At 49.2% G+C, this 20877-nt stretch carries 19 protein-coding genes, 1 tRNA gene and 1 pseudogene; 18 read left to right on the forward strand and 3 right to left on the reverse strand.

Translation table 11 applies throughout. The annotated features are described in order from the left end of the window. The first annotated feature begins 4 nt into the window (after positions 1-4). From MUN34_RS01850 to MUN34_RS01865, 4 genes are all read left to right on the forward strand, one after another. Positions 5-1168, forward strand: coding sequence for a PDZ domain-containing protein (locus MUN34_RS01850; RefSeq protein WP_247856753.1), 1164 nt, complete (start codon positions 5-7; stop codon positions 1166-1168). A gap of 167 nt (positions 1169-1335) precedes the next feature. Further along, positions 1336-3303 (forward strand): excinuclease ABC subunit UvrB, encoded by a 1968-nt coding sequence (uvrB, locus tag MUN34_RS01855; RefSeq protein WP_026827568.1) that lies wholly within the window; start codon positions 1336-1338, stop codon positions 3301-3303. A 1-nt stretch (position 3304) separates the two neighbouring features. Further along, positions 3305-6160 (forward strand): excinuclease ABC subunit UvrA, encoded by a 2856-nt coding sequence (uvrA, locus tag MUN34_RS01860; RefSeq protein WP_247856754.1) that lies wholly within the window; start codon positions 3305-3307, stop codon positions 6158-6160. A 108-nt stretch (positions 6161-6268) separates the two neighbouring features. After that, a complete protein-coding gene (locus tag MUN34_RS01865; RefSeq protein ID WP_247856755.1) occupies positions 6269-7372 on the forward strand; it encodes a DUF4097 family beta strand repeat-containing protein in 1104 nt (367 codons plus the stop codon). 105 nt (positions 7373-7477) lie between these two features. On the opposite strand, the gene MUN34_RS01870 is transcribed toward MUN34_RS01865, so the two are convergent. Next, positions 7478-7870, reverse strand: coding sequence for a hypothetical protein (locus MUN34_RS01870; RefSeq protein ID WP_026827571.1), 393 nt, complete (start codon positions 7868-7870; stop codon positions 7478-7480). 120 nt (positions 7871-7990) lie between these two features. On the opposite strand from MUN34_RS01870, the gene hprK reads away from it, so the two are divergent. From hprK to MUN34_RS01925, 11 genes are all read left to right on the forward strand, one after another. Beyond that, positions 7991-8926: an HPr(Ser) kinase/phosphatase gene (gene hprK, locus MUN34_RS01875; RefSeq protein ID WP_012371278.1), complete on the forward strand. Its 936-nt coding sequence runs from the start codon at positions 7991-7993 to the stop codon at positions 8924-8926. Next, a complete protein-coding gene (gene lgt / locus MUN34_RS01880; RefSeq protein ID WP_247856756.1) occupies positions 8926-9759 on the forward strand; it encodes a prolipoprotein diacylglyceryl transferase in 834 nt (277 codons plus the stop codon). Before hprK ends, lgt begins: the two co-directional genes overlap by 1 nt. A 4-nt stretch (positions 9760-9763) precedes the next feature. After that, the gene (gene ppaX / locus MUN34_RS01885) at positions 9764-10420 is read left to right on the forward strand and encodes a pyrophosphatase PpaX (protein ID WP_026827573.1); all 657 of its coding nucleotides are present in this window, start codon (positions 9764-9766) and stop codon (positions 10418-10420) included. Beyond that, entirely contained in the window at positions 10404-10886 is a 483-nt protein-coding gene (locus MUN34_RS01890; protein WP_026827574.1) for an acyltransferase, read from the forward strand. The genes ppaX and MUN34_RS01890 overlap by 17 nt, the downstream gene beginning before the upstream one ends. A gap of 29 nt (positions 10887-10915) precedes the next feature. Then, positions 10916-11296, forward strand: a complete 381-nt coding sequence (gene kapB / locus MUN34_RS01895) for a kinase-associated lipoprotein B (RefSeq protein WP_247856757.1) — start codon at positions 10916-10918, stop codon at positions 11294-11296. A gap of 96 nt (positions 11297-11392) precedes the next feature. Continuing rightward, on the forward strand, positions 11393-12877 hold the full coding sequence (locus tag MUN34_RS01900; protein ID WP_247856758.1) for a tetratricopeptide repeat protein: 1485 nt from the start codon (positions 11393-11395) through the stop codon (positions 12875-12877). Positions 12878-12937: 60 nt separating this feature from the next. After that, positions 12938-13900, forward strand: coding sequence for a thioredoxin-disulfide reductase (gene trxB / locus MUN34_RS01905; RefSeq protein ID WP_012371272.1), 963 nt, complete (start codon positions 12938-12940; stop codon positions 13898-13900). Positions 13901-14012: 112 nt separating this feature from the next. Then, the gene (gene rapZ, locus MUN34_RS01910) at positions 14013-14882 is read left to right on the forward strand and encodes an RNase adapter RapZ (RefSeq protein WP_247856759.1); all 870 of its coding nucleotides are present in this window, start codon (positions 14013-14015) and stop codon (positions 14880-14882) included. Beyond that, entirely contained in the window at positions 14882-15880 is a 999-nt protein-coding gene (locus MUN34_RS01915; RefSeq protein WP_247856760.1) for a gluconeogenesis factor YvcK family protein, read from the forward strand. The genes rapZ and MUN34_RS01915 overlap by 1 nt, the downstream gene beginning before the upstream one ends. After that, positions 15877-16833: a DNA-binding protein WhiA gene (gene whiA / locus MUN34_RS01920; protein ID WP_026827578.1), complete on the forward strand. Its 957-nt coding sequence runs from the start codon at positions 15877-15879 to the stop codon at positions 16831-16833. Before MUN34_RS01915 ends, whiA begins: the two co-directional genes overlap by 4 nt. Before the next feature lie 81 nt (positions 16834-16914). Further along, a complete protein-coding gene (locus MUN34_RS01925; RefSeq protein ID WP_012371268.1) occupies positions 16915-17151 on the forward strand; it encodes a hypothetical protein in 237 nt (78 codons plus the stop codon). Between the two features lie 116 nt (positions 17152-17267). Here the strand turns inward: MUN34_RS01925 and clpP are convergent. After that, positions 17268-17852 (reverse strand): annotated as a pseudogene (gene clpP / locus MUN34_RS01930) (ATP-dependent Clp endopeptidase proteolytic subunit ClpP); the annotation flags it as partial. Between the two features lie 180 nt (positions 17853-18032). Beyond that, positions 18033-18108, reverse strand: a tRNA-Arg gene (locus MUN34_RS01935). A 167-nt stretch (positions 18109-18275) separates the two neighbouring features. Here MUN34_RS01935 and MUN34_RS01940 point away from each other — a divergent pair. From MUN34_RS01940 to MUN34_RS01950, 3 genes are all read left to right on the forward strand, one after another. Beyond that, positions 18276-19427 (forward strand): RNA polymerase factor sigma-54, encoded by a 1152-nt coding sequence (locus tag MUN34_RS01940; RefSeq protein ID WP_247856762.1) that lies wholly within the window; start codon positions 18276-18278, stop codon positions 19425-19427. Beyond that, positions 19424-19687 (forward strand): glutaredoxin family protein, encoded by a 264-nt coding sequence (locus MUN34_RS01945; protein ID WP_247856763.1) that lies wholly within the window; start codon positions 19424-19426, stop codon positions 19685-19687. The genes MUN34_RS01940 and MUN34_RS01945 overlap by 4 nt, the downstream gene beginning before the upstream one ends. Positions 19688-19804: 117 nt before the next feature. Then, positions 19805-20830: a sugar-binding transcriptional regulator gene (locus tag MUN34_RS01950; protein WP_026827583.1), complete on the forward strand. Its 1026-nt coding sequence runs from the start codon at positions 19805-19807 to the stop codon at positions 20828-20830. Positions 20831-20877: the final 47 nt, after the last annotated feature.

Here is a 20877-nt window from a genome sequence, read left to right on the forward strand (position 1 = left end):
CTGAATGAGCGTGGAATTACTCGATGGAATCGGTTGGACAGTGATTAGTCTCTTTGCTAGTCCAATCTTGTGGTTAGCAATTCTAGTCAGTTTTTTACTCAGTGTGCGACGTGTCAAACGTGAACGGAACCTGTTCCGGTCACGGACGCGCAGCAAACGGACCGATGTCTTCGAAACGCTTGTTCCCGGCTTCGTAGTTGGTCTTGTCTTATCCGTCATCAGTGTAAGTCTTGCATTGACGGTCTCGTCCGAGTTTCTGATTGCTTTCATGGTGTTGACGTTCTTGATTCTGTTAACTGGTATCATTCGATTCAATTTACCGTTAGGGTCGCTTGTCATCTTAGCAGGTGTCACCTGGTTCATGACGAGTGACCGGATTGATGGTCTTCGGGATGTCAGTGTCAGCGATTGGTTACTGCTTGCAGCCCTATCGTTAGGTGCCGAATTCCTGTTGCTCATCTGGCGGGGAAAAAAGAATTTATCGCCTTCGCTCGTCTTGTCGAAACGGGGACGTTACATCGGTGGTCTATCGTCCAATAAACTGTGGTTGATTCCGCTCGTCGTCCTTGTGCCGGGAAGCAGTCTGGAAGCCTTCATTCCGCAATGGTCGTTTCCGGAGTTCGTTCCGATCGTCCTGTTCTTGCCGGTCGGCTTCAGCTTCCTCTTTACTGGCCAGTTACCGGAACAGTTGATCCGTCCCCTGATCCAAGGGCGACTGATCACGTTCTTATTGTCTGTCGTGCTCGCGGCAGGGGCATTCTTGACCGGACAGGATGTCTGGTTGTACGGCTTGCCTGTCTTGTTAATTATTCACCTGATTCTGCATCAGCGGACGAAGCGACTCAACCGGTCACAGACCCCGTTGTTCCTTAATGGAAAACGTGGTGTCGTCATTCTCGGGACGTTACCGGAGAAACCGGCTTCTGAGATGGGACTGATTCCGGGTGAAGCGATTTATAAGGTCAACGGAGAGTTCGTCGAGTCGGAGAAATCATTTTATGAAGCGATTCAAAAACATAAGCCGTATCTCCGTCTCGAAGTTATGAACCATAACGGAGACGTCCGGTTCGCACAGCGGGCTTTTTATGAACAGGATCATCACGATCTCGGGATTTTGTTCGTCAGTGAGCCCGGTAATAAACGGACGAAAATCCGGACACTTCAGTGAGTCAAAATCAAAATCCAGCTAAAAAAACAGTCCAGCCGCCGTGCTGGACTTTTTCTTTTGGTGAAAAACGGGTAACTTTTAAATGGAGCACTTCAAAATCGAATGTTTGTTCGTAAAGTGGTACAATAAAAATAGATTTTGTGAACTGGATGAGGGGGAAGAATACGATGGATTTTGAGTTAGTATCACCATTTGAACCGGGTGGCGACCAACCGGTGGCAATTGAAAAACTGATTGCAGGCGTCAAGAACGGCGAGCGCCATCAGACGTTACTTGGAGCGACGGGAACAGGGAAAACATTCACCGTCTCGAACGTCATCAAAGAGATTAAGAAGCCGACATTGGTCTTAGCGCACAACAAGACGCTTGCCGGTCAGCTGTATTCGGAGTTCAAAGAGTTCTTCCCAAATAACGCAGTCGAATATTTCGTCAGCTTTTATGATTATTATCAACCGGAAGCGTACGTACCGTCGACGGATACGTTCATCGAAAAAGACTCATCGATCAATGATGAGATTGATAAATTACGTCACTCGGCGACATCTTCTTTGTTTGAACGCGAAGATGTGCTGATTGTCGCGTCGGTATCGTGTATCTATGGTCTCGGTAATCCGGAAGAGTACAACAACCATGTGCTGTCGTTACGTGTCGGAAACGAAATGGGACGGAATGAGATGTTACGCCGTCTGATCGATATCCAATATGAACGGAACGATATCGATTTCCAGCGCGGACGGTTCCGCGTCCGGGGAGACGTCGTCGAAATTTTCCCGGCGTCGCGTGATGAACAATGTGTCCGGGTCGAATTTTTCGGAGATGAGATCGAACGAATCCGCGACATGGATCCATTGACCGGTGAAATCATTGCCGACCGGGAACACATCTCGATTTTCCCGGCATCCCACTTCGTGACGGGGGATACCCGTCTGCAAAAAGCGATTGCGAACATTGAGGCTGAGCTCGAAACGCAACTCGCGAAGATGCGCGAAGACGGTATGCTGCTTGAAGCCCAGCGTCTCGAACAACGGACGAACTACGATCTCGAGATGATGCGCGAGATGGGTTACTGTTCCGGGATTGAAAACTATTCCCGTCACTTGAACTTAATGCCACCGGGCTCGACACCGTACACGCTGATCGACTATTTCCCGAAAGACTTCCTGCTCGTCGCCGATGAGTCACACGTGACGTTGCCGCAAATCCGCGGCATGTACAACGGGGATCAGGCACGGAAACAAGTCCTCGTCGACCACGGTTTCCGTCTGCCATCAGCGAAGGACAACCGGCCGCTCCGGTTCGAGGAATTCGAAGAGAAGGTCAGCCAGGCAATCTATATCTCGGCGACACCGGGTCCTTACGAAATCGAACATACAAAAGAGATGGTTGAACAGATCATCCGACCGACCGGACTGGTCGACCCGACGATCGAGATTCATCCGATCACCGGACAAATCGACTACCTGATGGATAACATCCGGGAGCGCGTCGCGAAAAATGAACGGGTTCTCGTGACGACGTTGACGAAAAAAATGTCGGAAGACTTAACGGACTACCTGAAAGAACATGGCGTCAAGGTCAACTATATGCACTCGGAAATCAAGACACTCGAACGGATTGAAATCATCCGCGATTTACGGCTCGGCAAATACGATGTCCTCGTCGGGATTAACCTGTTGCGGGAAGGACTTGATATTCCGGAAGTCTCGCTCGTGACGATTCTCGATGCCGATAAAGAAGGGTTCCTGCGTTCGGAACGGTCGCTGATTCAGACGATCGGTCGGGCGGCCCGGAACTCGGAAGGGCACGTCATTCTCTTTGCCGATAAGATGACCGACTCGATGCAGCGGGCCATTGATGAAACCGATCGGCGGCGGAACATTCAGCTCGCCTTTAATAAAGAACACGGTATCACGCCGAAAACGATTCAAAAAGATGTCCGTGGTGTCATCAGTACGACGATTGAGAATGATGATACCGTCGAAAAACTCGAGAAGTTCAACAAACTGAAAAAACCGGAACGCGAAACGTTGCTCGAACAACTCGATCAAGAGATGCGTCAAGCGGCGAAAGACATGCAGTTTGAACGGGCAGCTGAATTGCGAGACCTTATCTTAGAATTGAAAGCAGGTGCCTAAGTTGGCAGAAAAAAAGAACAAAATTATCATCAAAGGCGCTCGCGTCAATAACTTACAGAACATCGATGTCGAAATTCCGCGCGATCAGCTCGTCGTCTTGACGGGCTTGTCGGGGTCGGGGAAATCATCCCTCGCGTTTGATACGATTTATGCGGAAGGACAACGGCGGTATGTCGAAAGTCTGTCCGCTTATGCCCGTCAGTTTTTAGGTCAGATGGACAAACCGGATGTCGATGCGATTGAAGGACTCAGTCCGGCGATTTCAATCGACCAAAAGACGACAAGTAAAAACCCGCGGTCGACGGTCGGGACGGTCACGGAAATTTATGACTATCTGCGTCTGCTGTATGCACGGATTGGGAAACCGATCTGTCCTAATCACGGAATCGAAATCTCGAGCCAAACAATCAGTCAGATGGTCGACCAAGTGATGGAACTGCCGGAACGCAGCCGTCTGCAAATTCTCGCGCCGATTATTTCCGGACGCAAAGGCGCCCATGTGAAAGTCTTCGAAGACCTGAAAAAGGAAGGATTCGTCCGCGTCCGTGTTGATGGGGAAACGATCGATTTGACGGATGAAATCGAACTCGAGAAAAATAAAAAACACTCGATCGAAGTCGTCGTCGACCGGGTCGTCGTGCGTCCGGACGTTGAAGCCCGCCTCGCGGACTCACTCGAGACGGCCCTTCGTCTTGCTGACGGTCGCGTCATCGTCGATACGATGGACGGGAACGAACTGTTGTTCAGCGAACACCATGCCTGTCCGATTTGCGGCTTCTCGATCGGTGAACTCGAACCACGCATGTTCTCGTTCAACTCACCGTTTGGTGCCTGTACGTCGTGTGACGGTCTCGGGACGAAACTGGAAGTCGATGTCGATCTCGTCGTGCCGCATCCGGATAAATCGCTCAACGAAGGGGCGATTATCGCCTGGGAACCAACGAGTTCACAATACTATCCTCAGTTGCTGGCGGCTGTCTGCAACCACTTTAACATCGACATGGATACGCCTTTTGAACAATTGTCGGAAGAACACCGCGATATCTTGTTGAACGGTAGCACGAAGGAAGAAATTCAGTTCCGTTATGAAAATGACTTCGGGATGGTCCGCAATACATCGTTATTCTTTGAAGGTGTCCTGAATAACCTGCAGCGCCGCTTCAAAGAGACATCATCGGACTACATCCGTGAACAGATGGAAGGGTACATGGCGAAAAAAGCGTGTCCGACGTGTAAAGGACACCGCTTGAAACGCGAATCATTGGCAGTCAAAGTGTCAGGAATCCACATCGGTGATGTGACGAAGATGTCCGTCAAACAAGCTGTCGTCTGGTTTGAAGAGTTACCAAGCAAACTATCGGAGAAGGATCAGACGATTTCGCGGATGATCGTCCGCGAAATTCATGAACGGTCTTCATTCCTCGAAAACGTCGGCCTTGATTATCTGACAATCTCGCGTGCCGCCGGAACATTATCCGGTGGGGAAGCGCAACGGATTCGTCTGGCGACACAAATCGGTTCCCGGCTGACAGGAGTCCTCTACGTCTTGGATGAACCGTCAATCGGACTCCACCAACGTGATAACGACCGCTTGATCAATACGTTGAAGACGATGCGCGATCTCGGAAACACGCTGATTGTCGTCGAACACGATGAAGATACGATGATGGCTGCGGATTACCTGATCGATATCGGACCGGGAGCCGGCGATCACGGCGGATTCGTCACGGCAGCGGGACGTCCGGAAGAATTAATGCAGGATCCGAACTCGTTGACGGGACAATATCTATCCGGCAAGAAATTCATTCCGGTTCCGTCTGAACGGAAACAACCGGACGGTCGGGCCTTACGGATTCATAAAGCGTCGGAAAACAATTTGAAAAACGTCGATGTCGACATTCCGCTTGGTTTGTTTGTTGCCGTGACCGGTGTGTCGGGTTCCGGGAAATCGACGTTGATCAATGAGATACTCTACAAGACGATTGCCCATGAGATGAACCGGGCGAAGGAAAAACCGGGCGCCCATAAAGGAATTTCCGGACTCGATCAAATCGATAAGGTCATCGATATCGATCAGTCACCGATCGGTCGGACACCGCGTTCGAACCCGGCGACGTATACCGGCGTCTTTGACGATATCCGCGACGTGTTCGCCTCGACGAACGAAGCGAAGCTCCGCGGCTACAAAAAAGGCCGTTTCAGTTTCAACATTAAAGGCGGACGCTGTGAAGCCTGTCGCGGCGATGGAATCATCAAAATCGAAATGCACTTCCTGCCGGATGTCTACGTTCCATGTGAAATCTGTCACGGAAAACGGTACAACCGCGAAACACTGGAAGTGAAATATAAAGGCAAGACGATTGCTGATGTCCTGGAGATGACAGTCGAAGATGCCTTGGAATTCTTTGATAAGATTCCGAAAATAAGCCGGAAGCTGCAGACGATTGCCGACGTTGGTCTGACATACATGCGTCTCGGACAACCGGCAACGGAACTGTCCGGCGGAGAAGCGCAACGGGTCAAACTGGCATCTGAGTTGCATAAACGGTCGACCGGGAAGACGATTTACATCCTTGATGAACCGACGACAGGGCTCCACGTCCACGATATCGCCCGGTTGCTGAAAGTCTTGCAACGACTGGTCGACAACGGTGACACGGTGCTCGTCATCGAACACAACCTCGATGTCATCAAGACAGCCGATTATTTGATCGATCTTGGTCCGGAGGGCGGAGACGGTGGCGGGAAGATTGTCGCGACCGGGACACCGGAAGAAATCGCAGCTGTCAAGGAGTCGTATACAGGTCATTACCTGGCTCCTGTTCTCGAACGGGACGCGGCCCGGATCGAATCGTGAAACTTTTTTGATTCAGGAATCGTAAAAAGGGAAGTAAGGGAAGTAGAACGAAGTAAATAAGCAAGTCACATCGATTAACGTGTACCAGATCAGAGGAGGGAAATACTGATGAAGCAAGATATGCGCCAACTGATACTTGAACAAGTGAAAGAAGGAAAGCTGACGATTGACGAAGCGCTCGACAAATTAGAGCGCCTCGAGGCAATCGATCAGAACCCGTCGCCGGCAAGTGAGCATAAATACGTGGACGAACCGGAACATTACGACCGGGTCGATCATTATACGGTCGATTCTTTGACAACGAAGGTCATGTCAGCTTTTGACGGCCTCGTCAACCGGATTAAAGAGAGTGATTTATCACTCAATCAAACGTCCGGACCGAACGTCACGTACGTCAAACAATTCCCGTTCAGCGGTGAGACGATTCATTTGGATTTATTTAATGCCAATGCAATCGTCGAACCGGGTGATTTGGAAGAGTGTGAGTTGACCGTTACCGGTCGCCCGCTCCGTCAAGTTAACGAAGAACAGGCACTGGAGCAGCTGCAAGCAGCGCTTCAGCACTCTGTCTCTGCGAATACGTTATCGATTCGTTTAAAAGACAAACGGGTTCGAGCGACGGTTCACTTGAAGGTTCCGCGCCGTCACTATGAATCATTTGTGTTGCAGACGTTAAATGGTGAAATCACGTTATCTTCGCTCGATGCGACGTCGGTGCAACTGATGACGGCGAATGGACGGATTCAGGTTCGTGACCTGTTCAGTGAAGAAGTGAAGACATCAACAGCAAACGGTTCGATCGAAATCGAAGAATCGGAAATCAAGTCTCTAAAAGCGAAAACAGCCAATGGTCAAGTCATCGCGACAGGTGTGTTTGAGCGCTCTGAGCTGAAGACGGCGAACGGAAACGTCCGTTGTGAACTGAAGACGGTCCAGGATGCGAAGATCCAAGCATCGTCGCTTGCGGGAAGTATCGCCCTGATGTTGCCGCACGGTGCGGAAGTCTACGGTGAACTGGAAACGAACTTTGGCGGGTTGAACTGTAACCTCGATGAGATGGAATTGATCCGTGATCAAAAAGAAGTCGTCAACCGGAAACTCCACTTCCTGTCAGGTCGTGGACGGACACCGAAGATTGAAGTCGCTGCCGATACGAAGACAGGTACGATTTCCGTTACACACGGTGTTCACTTGAGTCCGCAAGCCTTATAATATGATCCCTGCCTCTTACATAACGAGAGGCGGGGATTTTTTTGCGAAAAAAAAGACGACCCGCTATCAAAGGATAGGGTGTCGCCGGATAAAAAGTGGTACTGCTTAATAATCGTAATCCTGATCCATCATCGGATCGTCAAAATTCATGTTTTCGAAATTGTTCATATCATAGCCAAACGAGAAGAGCGTGATGACGCCGATGATTCCGAGAACAATCGAGAGAATGATCAGCCCAATCCCCATCCAACTCTTCCGACGTGAGCGGTTCCAATAGAAAATGATAGCCAAAATATACGAGATGAACGAACCGCTGATAAAGATCCCGATAATCGAGATGATGAAGAATAATAATGCCGTTTGATCCTGGTTACGCGAATACGCTTTCCACATATCAATCAGGGCGATGATGAGATAAACGAATCCAACAATGGCAAGAATTCCGAATAAAATGAAGATAATAATAATGCCAATACCACTACCTGATGATTCCATCATGGTAAACCCTCCTTTTTTTCCTATCTGTACTCCATTCCCAAGATTGCCCACTTCTAATCGAAATCCTTGATTTTGATAAAAATATGGTACAATACTTCAAGTGAAAGGGGCTGATTGAGCGTGCAACCAAAAGTGCGAACAGCTGAAATCGTAAAGCAATTCAATTTAAAAATTGTCACCGGGGAAGAAGGACTACATCGTCCGATTCTGACGGCTGATCTTTGTCGACCAGGTCTTGTCCTCGCCGGATATTACGCCTATTATCCAGCAGAACGTCTCCAGATTCTCGGGAAAACGGAATTGACGTTTTTCAACAACTTGACGTATGAAGAACAGCTGGAACGAGCAAATGTTCTCTGTACGGATGAAACACCGGGAATTTTGATTACACGTGGTTTTGATGTGCCGGAAGCCATCGTCAAAGCAGCGGACGAAACGAACGTCCCCCTTTTGACGACGAAGGGACATACGACATCGGTCGAATCGCAAATCACGAATTTCCTTGAGGCAGAACTGGCGCCAACGACAGCGATGCATGGCGTGCTCGTCGACATTTACGGTGTCGGTGTCTTCATCAAAGGGGCAAGCGGCGTCGGGAAATCCGAGACGGCACTGGAACTCGTCAAACGGGGACATCGTTTGGTCGCCGATGATTCGGTCGAGATTCGCCAAACCGGGGACGGGATCCTTGTCGGGACAGCTCCGAAATTGATTCAGCATCTGCTTGAAATTCGCGGAATCGGCATCATCGATGTCATGACGTTATTCGGTGCCGGTGCCGTTCGTTCGCATAAGAAAATCAGCCTCGTCTGTAATTTAGAAATTTGGGATCAGGCGAAAGTCTACGATCGGGTAGGACTGGACCAGGAAACATTGCAAATCATCGATACGGAAATCCCGTTCTTGACGATTCCGGTTCGTCCAGGGCGAAACTTAGCCGTCATCATTGAGGTGGCTGCGATGAACTATCGTCTGAAAAACATGGGTATCAATACAGCAGAAGAGTTTGCCGGGCGTCTCGCGCAAGCGATTGAAGACGGGAACGGTGGTCTGTGATGGGAACATTAGCGAGTGTCCAACCAACGTTTGATCGGGTAGCCATCGAACTGGGCCCGATTCCGATTTATTGGTACGGGATCGTCATCGCGCTTGGCGCTGTCGTCGGTCTGATGATTGCGATTTTTGAATCAAAACGGATCGGTTTTAACGAAGAATATGCCGTCGATGTCGTTATCTGGTCGATTCCGATCAGCATCATCTGTGCCCGGATTTATTATGTCGCGTTTGAGTGGGATTATTATGGTCAGAATCTTGATCAAATCATTAACATCCGCCAGGGCGGGATTGCGATTCATGGTGCCATCATCGGTGCGATTTTGACAGTTTTGATTTATACGCGGAAGAAAAACATCTCGTTTTGGCAAATTGCCGACATTCTGGCACCGTCGCTCTTATTCGGACAAGCTGTCGGACGCTGGGGGAACTTCTTTAACCAAGAAGCTCACGGCGGAGAGACGACGTGGACCTTCCTGCAGGATACATTGCACTTACCGGACTGGATCGTCAATCAGATGTATATCGACGGTGTCTATTACATTCCAACGTTCTTATATGAAAGTATTTGGAACATCATCGGTGTCATCTTATTGATCGTCTGGCGGATGAAGTTCAACCCACGCCGCGGTTACGTGTTCCTCGGTTACCTGATCTGGTATTCGATTGGCCGTTTTTACATCGAAGGTTTACGGACGGACAGTTTGATGATGGGAGGTGGACTCCGGACCGCGCAAATCGTCTCGATCTGTCTGATTATCTTCGGAGTCATCATGCTATTCGTGCGGAAAAATGCCGTTCGTTATTTGGACGGAACAAAACGGGAGGCGAAATGAACCGATGATTCAAACGATTTTATTTGATCTCGACGGTACGTTGATTGATACGAACCCCCTCATCCTAAAAAGTTTTGCCCATACGCTCGATTATTACTATCCGGACCGGACGTTTACGGAAGCGGAACTGCTTCCGTTCATCGGACCGACGCTTGAAAAGTCGTTTTCGGAAATGAATGCGGACCAGTGGAAAGAAATGGTCGCGTTTTACCGGAGTTACAACATCGCGATGCATGACGCGCTTGTCCTCGAATATCCGGGAGTACTCGACGGATTACGACAATTGAAGGAACAAGGCTATAAATTAGCGGTCGTCACGTCGAAGAGTCGCCGGGTCGCGCTAAAAGGAATCGAACTGTTTGGATTGACACCTCTGTTTGATGCCATCATCGCAGCAGATGATGTGACGGAAGAGAAGCCGGCTGTCGAACCGTTTGAAAAGGCGATGGCGTTACTCGGTTCGACACGGGAAGAAACGATCATGGTTGGTGACAACGATACGGACATCCACGGCGGGAAAAATGCCGGTCTGAAAACCGTTGCCGTCGGCTGGGCGATTAAAGGACGTCCGTATCTCGAAGCGTTGCAGCCGGATTTAATCATTGATTCGATGGAACAGTTGAGTGACTGGATTGAGGCCGAAAATGCCAAGGCGGACTGACCGGTATCATGTCGGGGCAACGAACCCGCTCTGGCATATGTACCGGACGGTGTCGTTCTTTAAGGTGATGTGGTGTTTTACGATCATCACGATCGGCAGGTTTTCCCCGTCGCTTCGCTTCAAGAACAGCCTCTACCGGACGTGTCTCGGGATGAAGATTGGAGACCGGACGGCGCTTGCTTTGATGGTCATGCCGGATACGATGTTCCCGGAACGGATTACGATCGGCTCCAACACCATCATCGGATTCAATACGACGATTCTCTGTCACGAATATTTGACGACCGAATACCGGATCGGCAACGTGACGATCGGGAACGATGTGTTGATTGGCGCGAACGTGACGATTCTGCCCGGTGTGACGATCGGAGACGGTGCGATGGTTGGAGCAGGTTCCGTCGTCCACCGGGATATTCTGCCCGGTGAACGGGTGTCGAGTCAACCGCTGCGCCGGCACGAAATGTGACAAAAATGTGAGAAGGAGGAGAGGACGAGATGAATCAAATCCGCTTTACGTATAAGACAGGAAAGTATTTCGGAAGATTATTTGCTGAACGTCCGCAAGGATTGGTCGTTGAGGTATTGGCCGTCGAGAAACATCCGATTCAAGGTGATCTGCACAATCCGAATCAGGTCGACGTGCCACTCTTCCATGTCCGTACCGCCTTACACCCGCACGAAAAAGTGACGGTTGCCCCCGGTGTCGTCTATGCCTATGAAGGCGAGATTCCGAGCTATGCCGAAAGCTTACGCCAAGCGTTCGACAAGGAAGTGGAACGCTTGAATGGACAAAACCCACAAACGGATGCTTTCGTACAAAAATGCTTGGAGAATTACAAGGAACTGGAATCGATTTATGCGAAACGTTGGGGATAAACCCCGGCGTTTTTTTCTGTTGCAACGGTTTCCGAGATAGGTTATTCTTGTCTCTGCAACTACGAAACTAGATTTAGATCTATGGGGGCTTGAATCATGATGGAATTAACTGAATACAAAGCAGACCCCTTTGCGATTACAACGCGCCAAGCGGAGCTTTTTTATTTCCGCGGACGGAAGGCGCACCGGGAAGGGCGACTGGAAGAGGCGGTCTATCATCTCGATGAAGCAACGACACTTCAGCCGAGTGACATCCGTTACCTTTTACGTTACGCCCGTGTTTTATTCGAGACAGGCGAAATCAATCATGCCAATGATGTCTTGAAACAAGTGCGGACGCTCGACCAGTCAAATACGGAATCATTATTTTATTTAGCGAATAACTACGCGCATGTCTCCTTATATGAAGAGGCGAAAAATTACGCGCTTGAATATTTATCCAGTGCACCAAACGGGAAACACGCAGAGGCATCGGCCGCACTCGTGGAATTAATTGATCTCGAACAAGAGATGGAAGATGACGATGAGGATGAATTGATTCGTTTACATGCTCAGGCACAACGTCAAATCGACAAAGGGATGCTCTTTGCGGCGCAGGAGACACTCGAGTCATTAATCGCCCAGTATCCGACATTCTGGCCGGCCTATAACAATCTCGCCATCGTCGAGTTTTATCTCGGTGAAAACGATCGTGCTTTTGCTTCACTCGAACAAGTCCTCGATGGAAATCCGGGAAACTTGCATGCCCTCTGTAACACCCTCGTGTTGTTGCATGAGATGGGACAGGATGAAGAAGCGCATCGTTTGTCGAACAAGCTCGAACACGTCCGCTCTGTCAATCTTGAGACACGCTATAAGGTCGCGTCAACGCTTGCGATCATCGGCCGTCATGATTTGGCATACGAAGAACTGAAGTTACTCGAACGTCGTGGCTACCGGGGAGACCCGTTGTTCGGCCACTGGTTGTCGATCTCAGCTTTCAAGACGGGACATGTCGAAGAAGCCGCTGCGTTCCTTCAATCAGAAGAAGCGCAAGGCATGCGGGAAGAACGGGAAGCTTACGACATCCGTCATAACCTCCAGTTCCGCTCAGCCTTGATCCAAGCCTTGAAGACAGAAGATGATGTCTCACGGATTTTTACGGCCTTGTTACTCGGCAAGCTGAACGATGAGGAAGCGAAGCTCGCATTATCGATGATGCCGGAAGTGACGGATCATCCAGACGTTTTATTACTGACTGAACAAATCATTCATGAGATGAACGGGGAGCACGAAGTTGTCGATGCTCGGATTCAACGTGCCTTGATGACGATTCGTCTTGCGGAACGATATGTCTCGGATGAGGAACGGATGAGCCTCGAAGGTGATTTTTACGAACGATTTGCCCGACTCGTTCTGAGTGGTGAGACGTTTGAATCGGTCGAACAGTCGGCTGCGGCCTTGATTTATCTGTTTCATGATGTCCGCGACGGTATGTTGATTGAAGACTGCGCGGCACTCGTTCACGTTTCATTCGATGATGCGGCAGCGACGATCCGTGCCTATCAACGACTTTTGAACCCGGCCCGTGCAAAGTGTTAGACGTTTGTGCGATTCTCACCTATACTCAAATTACAACGAAAATACAGATGGGGTGGAATCATGACAGAAACTGAACAGAAAATTTATGACGTCATCATTATTGGTGCCGGTCCTGCCGGAATGACAGCTGCACTTTACGCATCACGTGCGAACCTTTCGACATTGATGATCGAGCGTGGTATTCCGGGCGGCCAGATGGCCAACACGGAAGATATCGAAAACTATCCGGGCTACGACAGCATTCTTGGACCGGATCTTTCACAAAAAATGTTCGACCATTCAAAAGCGTTCGGTGCAGAGTATGCGTACGGAGACGTTCGCAGCATCGAAGACGGTCCGGCATTCAAGACCGTTCATGCACACAACAAGGACTACCATGCTCGGGCGATCATCATCGCTTCAGGGGCACAGTATAAGAAAATTGGTGTTCCGGGCGAGGAAGAACTCGGCGGACGCGGTGTCTCTTACTGTGCGGTCTGTGACGGTGCGTTCTTTAAAGAAAAAGAACTGTTCGTCATCGGTGGCGGTGACTCAGCCGTCGAAGAAGGTGTCTACTTGACACGCTTCGCGAAAAAAGTCACGATCGTTCACCGTCGTGAAGAATTACGTGCTCAAAAAATTCTTCAAAAACGGGCGTTCGACAATCCAAAAATCGACTTTATCTGGAACCATACGGTTAAACAGATCAACGAAGATAACGGAAAAGTCGGCGGCATTGAATTGATCAATACGAAAACAGCGGAAACGACAACGTATCCGATCGATGGTGTCTTCATCTACATCGGCATGAACCCGATCACAGGATATGTCCAGGATCTCGGCATTCTGAACGATCAAGGGTATGTCGTGACGAATGAAGCGATGGAAACGAACATCAAAGGTATTTTCGCAGCCGGCGACGTGCGTGAAAAAACACTTCGTCAAGTCGTCACAGCGACAAACGACGGTTCGATTGCAGCGCAAAACGCGCAACATTACATCGAAGCCTTGCTCGAAGAATTACAGGAATCATCACAAGTCTAATTCAAGGTCCAGCTTGGTTGGGAGGCTCTTCCATCAAGCTGGCTCTTTTTTTATGTTATACTGAAACGAGAGTAAAAAATACACACGGAACTGTTGTCTGGAGGGCGAAGAGATGGAACAGAATCAACCGCAACTGGTCATCATTACAGGAATGAGTGGCGCCGGAAAAACGGTCGCCATGAACAGCTTTGAAGACTTAGGCTATTTTTGTGTCGACAATCTACCACCGACGTTACTGCCGCAATTGATTGAAGTGATTGGGCAGGTCCGTCCGAAAATCGCCGTCGCCATCGATACACGGGCTCGTGATTTCATCGACAGTTTCTTTGTCGTTTATGAAGATTTGAAGAAAACGAATCTGCAAATCCGGATGCTGTATCTTGATGCCCGCAACGACGTGCTCGTCCGCCGGTATAAAGAATCACGCCGGTCGCATCCGTTGGCGCCGACGGCTTCCCCTTTGATCGGAATTGAACGGGAACGGACGTTGCTTGAAGGGTTCCGCGATAAAGCCCAGTTGTTGATGGATACGAGTGACATCAAACCGGTCGCCTTAAAGGAACGAATCTTAAAAGAGTTTACGGAAGGGGAACGGATTCCGTTCACCGTCAACGTGATGTCGTTCGGTTTCAAGCACGGTCTGCCGCTCGATGCCGATCTTGTGTTTGATTTACGTTTCCTGCCGAACCCGTTTTACATTCCGGAACTCCGACCAAAGACAGGTCTCGATCTCGAAGTCTCGTCGTATGTCATGCAATGGCCGGAAGCGAAGCTGTTTTATAAAAAGCTCGTCGACATGCTCGAATTCCTGATTCCCCAGTATGAACGGGAAGGGAAATCGCAGCTCGTCGTGGCGCTCGGTTGTACGGGGGGGAAACACCGCTCGATTACGTTTGCGGAAGCGATCAGTAAAGAATTCAAGAATCAATACCATGTCGTGACGAACCATCGGGATTATGTCCATGCGAAGGAGGAAAAATAATGAAATGGGAACGGAAAGTCGTCGCCATCGGCGGAGGAACGGGCCTATCGACTCTTTTGCGCGGACTAAAACACTATCCGCTTGATATCACGGCCATCGTCACCGTCGCGGATGACGGCGGAAGTTCAGGCCGCCTGCGGACGGAATTCAACATGCTGCCGCCGGGCGATATCCGAAACGTCATCGTCTCCCTGTCGAAGTCCGAGACGTTGATGGACCGGATCATGCAATACCGCTTTGAGACGGGGGAAGGTCTGCACGGACACTCGCTCGGTAACTTAATGCTGACGGCTGCGACGCAGCTCTGTAACGGGTCATTCGTCGAAGCGATCGGTGTCATGGGACAACTCTTGAATGCCGAAGGGAAAGTCTATCCGGCGACGGAGCGGACGATTACGTTATGTGCCGAGTTTGAAGATGGAACGATCGTCAAAGGGGAATCCTTGATTCCGAAAGTCGGCAAAGTCATCGAACGGATTTTCCTCGAGGAAGAGGATGTCCGTCCGGTTCCGGAAGCGATTCAGGCGATTCTCGATGCCGACGTCATCGTCCTTGGTCCCGGCAGTCTCTACACGAGCGTCATTCCGAACGTCCTGATCGAGGAAATCCGTGATGCGATCAAACAATCGCTTGCGCCGGTCGTCTATATTTGTAACGTCATGACGCAACCAGGTGAGACGACAGCCTTTACGGCAAATGATCACTTGAATGTCCTGGAACGATTCCTCGGTAAAGGGGTGATTGATACAATCATCGTCAACAACGAATCGATTGATGTCAGTTATCTGCGGAAGTACCAGAAGGATCATGCCGATATGGTGACCTATGATGAATCGAGTTTTGAAGAAGCAGGAATTGAAGTACTCGCGGACGATATCGTGGATTATAACCATCACTTCATCCGTCATGACTCAGATGCTGTCGCAAGCCTCGTCATGCGGAAAGTTCTATCCATCCGACGTGTACGTCAATTCGAAGGGAAGGAGGAACTGACGTGAGTTTTGCATCAGAAGTCAAAAAAGAATTAACGCAAATCGCGATCACTGATCATGAAATGAAGGCGGAACTCGCCGCCTTGGCCCGGATGAACGGCGCGATCTCATTTGGGCTTGGACGTGGATTGACACTGGATATCTCGACAGAAAATGCATCGATTGCCCGCCGTATTTATTCCTTGCTTAAACGGGCCTATGCCGTCCATTTGGATTTACTTGTCCGGAAAAAGATGCGTCTGAAAAAAAATAACGTCTATATCGTCCGCGTCAAACAACAGGCGGATAAGATTCTACAGGATCTTGGGATTCTGGGAGAAGGATTTACGATGATCCGCTCGATCAGCGATTCGATTCTCAACGACGAACGTCGTGCACGGGCCTATCTGCGCGGTGCCTTTTTAGCCGGAGGATCGTTAAACAATCCGGCGACGTCCTCGTATCACCTGGAAATTTTCAGTCTGTACGAAGAACATAATGCCGCCTTGCGCAGCCTGACAAATCAATTTGATTTGAATGCGAAAGCGATCGAGCGGAAAAAAGGACATATTCTCTACATCAAGGAAAGTGAGAAGATTTCTGATTTTCTGAAGCTCGTCGGAGCGACGTATTCGATGTTACGCTTTGAAGATGTCCGGATCTTAAAAGACATGCGGAATTCGGTCAACCGGCTCGTCAACTGCGAGACGGCGAACCTCAACAAAACCGTCGGGGCGGCGTTACGCCAGGTCGAGAACATCAAGTTTCTCGAACGGACGGTCGGACTCGATGTCTTACCGGACAAATTAAAAGAAATCGCCATTTTGCGGGTGACACACCAAGATGTGACCTTGCAGGAGTTAGGTGAGATGGTCGAGAGTGGTTCCATCTCGAAATCCGGGATCAATCATCGATTGCGCAAGATTGATCAAATTGCGGATAAAATGCGAAACGGGGAGTCGATGACCGGGTCTCTTTAGGGAGTAACTTGCGAGATGAACCATAGTCTACTATAATATATAGTCGATGCAACTAAATGTTCGAATTAAGGAGTTTTTGAAATGGCTAATGAGAAAAAACGTATTTCGCTGACAGTTGATGCGAAGTTTGATGAAGTGCTTACGAAAAAAGCGAAAACGATCGGTGTGCCAAAAAGTACGCTCGTCGCCTTTGCGACATCGTTGTTCCTGAAGCAATTACAGGCAGAAGAAGAGCTTTCACCGCATGCGAACGGGATTTACACATTGATTCGCGAAAACCACGATATCGTTTCTGATATCACAGATTTGATCGACTAATAAATAAGGACCTCTGTCCGTGTCTGTTCTGAGAAGAGCGACGCAAGGGACGAAGGTCTTTTTTTGTATGTACGAAAAAACCGTCCTCGCAATCAGCGAAGACGGTCTGGTGAAAATTATGCACGTTCCATGACGCGGTCGATTAAACCGTAGTCAGCTGCTGCTTGAGCAGACATGAAGTTATCGCGCTCTGTGTCACGCTCGATGACTCCAAGTGGTTGTCCTGTGTTTTCAGCCATGATTTTGTTTAAGTGTTCACGCATTTTGATGATACGTTCCGCATGGATTTTGATGTCCGATGCTTGACCTTGTGTACCGCCGAGTGGTTGGTGAATCATGATTTCAGCGTTTGGAAGGGCAAAACGTTTTCCTTTAGCGCCGGCTTGAAGCAAGAATGCACCCATTGAGGCAGCCATTCCGATACAAATCGTTGAAACTTGTGGTTTGATGAAGTTCATCGTATCGTAAATCGCCATACCTGCTGTGATTGAGCCACCTGGGCTGTTGATGTAAAGCGAGATTTCTTTATCTGGATCTTCTGCTGCTAGGAAGAGTAACTGGGCAACGACTGAGTTGGCGACGTTGTCGTCAATCGCGCTCCCGAGAAGGATGATACGGTCCTTGAGCAAACGTGAATAGATATCGTAAGCACGTTCCCCGCGGTTGGTTTGTTCGATGACTGTTGGAATTAACATAGTCTTTGCCTCCTTATAGTTGGTATGTAGCTCATATTCGACTTGTCCTTATCATAATCCTTTGGTCAATATTGGTCAAAAGATACGCTGTTGGTTTTATGTATTTTTCCTGAAACCAGTGCTGCTAAACATATCAATATAGAAAAAAGGCAACACCGTAAACGGTATTGCCTGAAGATTCAAGTATGGTACACCCGGAGAGATTTGAACTCCCGACACCTGGTACCGGAAACCAGTGCTCTATCCCCTGAGCTACGGGTGCATGTTTGTACTGAACAATTAATAGTATACCGACATTTTTTCAGAAAAGCAATACTAGATTTTCGAGTTTGTTGGTTTTTTGTCAAAACGTAAGAGACGATTGAATCGAGGTCCATCCTATATAATAGAAGCAGAATCGAATTCAATCGGGAAAGGGGAGGTGAACGGATGGAACAGAGACAAGAACAAGCACAACGTCTTGTGATGTCCGCAGCCCAGTTGTTTCAATTGGCAGTGCTGGAAGAGACGCGGGCAGAACTCGAGGAGCGTCTGTACCGAATCATTCGTCGTGCTGCTCGGACAGAACATAATGGAGGAAAAATGATTCCGCCGGATTTGGAGCAAGTCGCCGACCGGATTGACTCGTTTGAAGCGGAACTTCTTCGGCAAATACGTTTAGAATCGGTCAGACAGGAAATAAGATATATGGCGGAACAACTCATCATGTACTTAGACGCGGATGGATTACTCAGAACGACAGACGAGCGATTAGCGGTCTTGCTTGATAGTGAGGAGCCGATGATCAGGCAAGCACGACAACTGCTCCAGCAATGTGAACCTACCGGAATTGCGGCACGCTCGGAAGCAGAGTGTCGCCTGTTGCATGCCATGGAGCTTGAAGAAGATCGTTTAATTGATTTGGTTGCAGAGCTGTCAGAAGGGCGGTCTCTGAAAGAGGTGCTGGAAAAAATCGATGATGGGACAGAGCGGAGACACATGAAGCGACGGATTGAACGGTTGCCGAAAACACCGGTCTTACCGACATCGACCACCAGAACGATACCGGAAGCCGATGTCGCGTGGGTGGACGGTCAGGCGCAAATTAATTGGTACGGCTTAACGCTCGATACGTCCTGGACGGATCTTGAGGAAGCAACACCTTTTTTGAGCGCTTATGAACGACGACGCAAGACACTGCATGCGATTCTAGACGTCATAGTAGCACGGCAAATCCGTTGGTTCAAAGGGGAACTCCATTTAGAACCATTGACGAAAAAAGAGGTCGCCGAACAAACGGGATACCATCCTTCGACGATTGGTCGGGCGATCGTCAACAAAACGATCCGGACGATTCAGGGGACCCTTGAGCTTGAGAATTTTTTCGTATCGAAGACGCAAAGTGGCACATCGAGCTTTTTAATCAAGGCCCGAATGGCACAATTGATTCAGGAAGCGACCGCGCCGCTGTCGGATCAACAGATCGTCAACCGTCTTGACCTGGAAGGCATCCAAGTCGCAAGACGGACAGTCGCGAAGTATCGAGCGAGTCTGAACTTGACCCGGTCCGACATGACGAAACGACGAGAGGCGAATGAATGATGCCATCAAAAGAACACACGACCTTAACACTGTATTCACGTCCCGGATGTACGCTATGTGAGGAAGCCGCCTTCTTACTTGATTTCGTACTTGATGAATTTCCGGATTGGACGTTCGAAGAAATTAACATTGAAGAAGATGCTGCGCTCAGTCTCCGGTTTTTATATGAAATTCCTGTCGTGATGCATCAGTCTGAAATTTGGAGTTATGGCAAATTTGAGACGGAGACGATAAGAAACCGCTTACTTGAAAAAAGTTAAAGGGCGAGGCTTGAATCCTTGTACGAGGGCTGTTATGATGAGGATGTACCAAGTGGGACAAGATATGACACGCGGGACGTAAAGTGTCCAGCAATTTGAGAGGAGCGGGAATACATGATTCGGCAGTTAGTACAGATCCAAAAACGAATCGTGCCTGATCTGATCGAAGAAATGCAGACACGTTACGACATACTTCATTATGTCCGGCTCATGCAGCCGATTGGTCGACGGACACTGGCGACAAGCCTTGGCTTGACGGAACGGGTGTTACGTCGGGAAGTGGACTTCCTGAAAGAGCAAGGATTGCTCGAAGTGGCGACACAAGGAATGTCTTTGACAGATGAAGGGCGGATCGTCTTACGAAGTATGCACAGTGTGATGGCAGAACTGGCCGGAATTTCTGATATGGCGAAAGCCTTAAAGGAAAAACTGGGCGTCCGGGATGTCGTCATCGTACCAGGAGATTCGGATCAAACCTTCTGGGTGCAACGCGATATGGGACGTGCGACGGTCGCACGTTTGAAACGAGAACTTTCTTCATCTGTACACAATACGATTGCAGTCACAGGAGGTACGACGATGGCTTCCGTCGCGGCGATGATGTCGCCCGATAAGGAAAACCGTCCGATGACATTCGTGCCGGCACGTGGCGGCTTAGGTGAAACCCTTGAATTACAAGCGAATACGGTCTGTTCACGGATGGCATCTCGTGCACAAAGTGATTATCACTTATTGCACATTCCAGACATGGTCAGCAAGGAAACGTTTGTGAAGATGGTGGAAGAGCCAAGCATTAAAAATGTGTTACAAATGATTAAAGATGCCTCAATCGTGGTACATGGAATTGGTGAGGCAAAAACGATGGCAAAACGTCGTCGCGCTTCAGTCGAGTTACTGGAACAGCTTGAACAAGAACATGCGGTAGCAGAAGCATTTGGGTATTACTTCGATCGGGACGGAAAGATCGTGCATCGGGTGAAGACGGTTGGTCTTCAACTGGACGACTTAAAACAAGTCGAACACGTCATCGTCGTCGCCGGAGGACATTCCAAAGCGGAAGCCATCAACGCGTATGTCAAACAGTCCCCGGACATCATCCTGATTACGGATGAAGGGGCAGCAACAACGATTTTGAAAGGGTAGCCCCCTTTTGAATAATAGATAACTCGCTTTACATTAAAAGGAGGAAA

The organism is Exiguobacterium sp. 17-1, from assembly GCF_023096305.1.
Taxonomy (GTDB): Bacteria; Bacillota; Bacilli; order Exiguobacteriales; family Exiguobacteriaceae; genus Exiguobacterium_A; species Exiguobacterium_A sibiricum_A.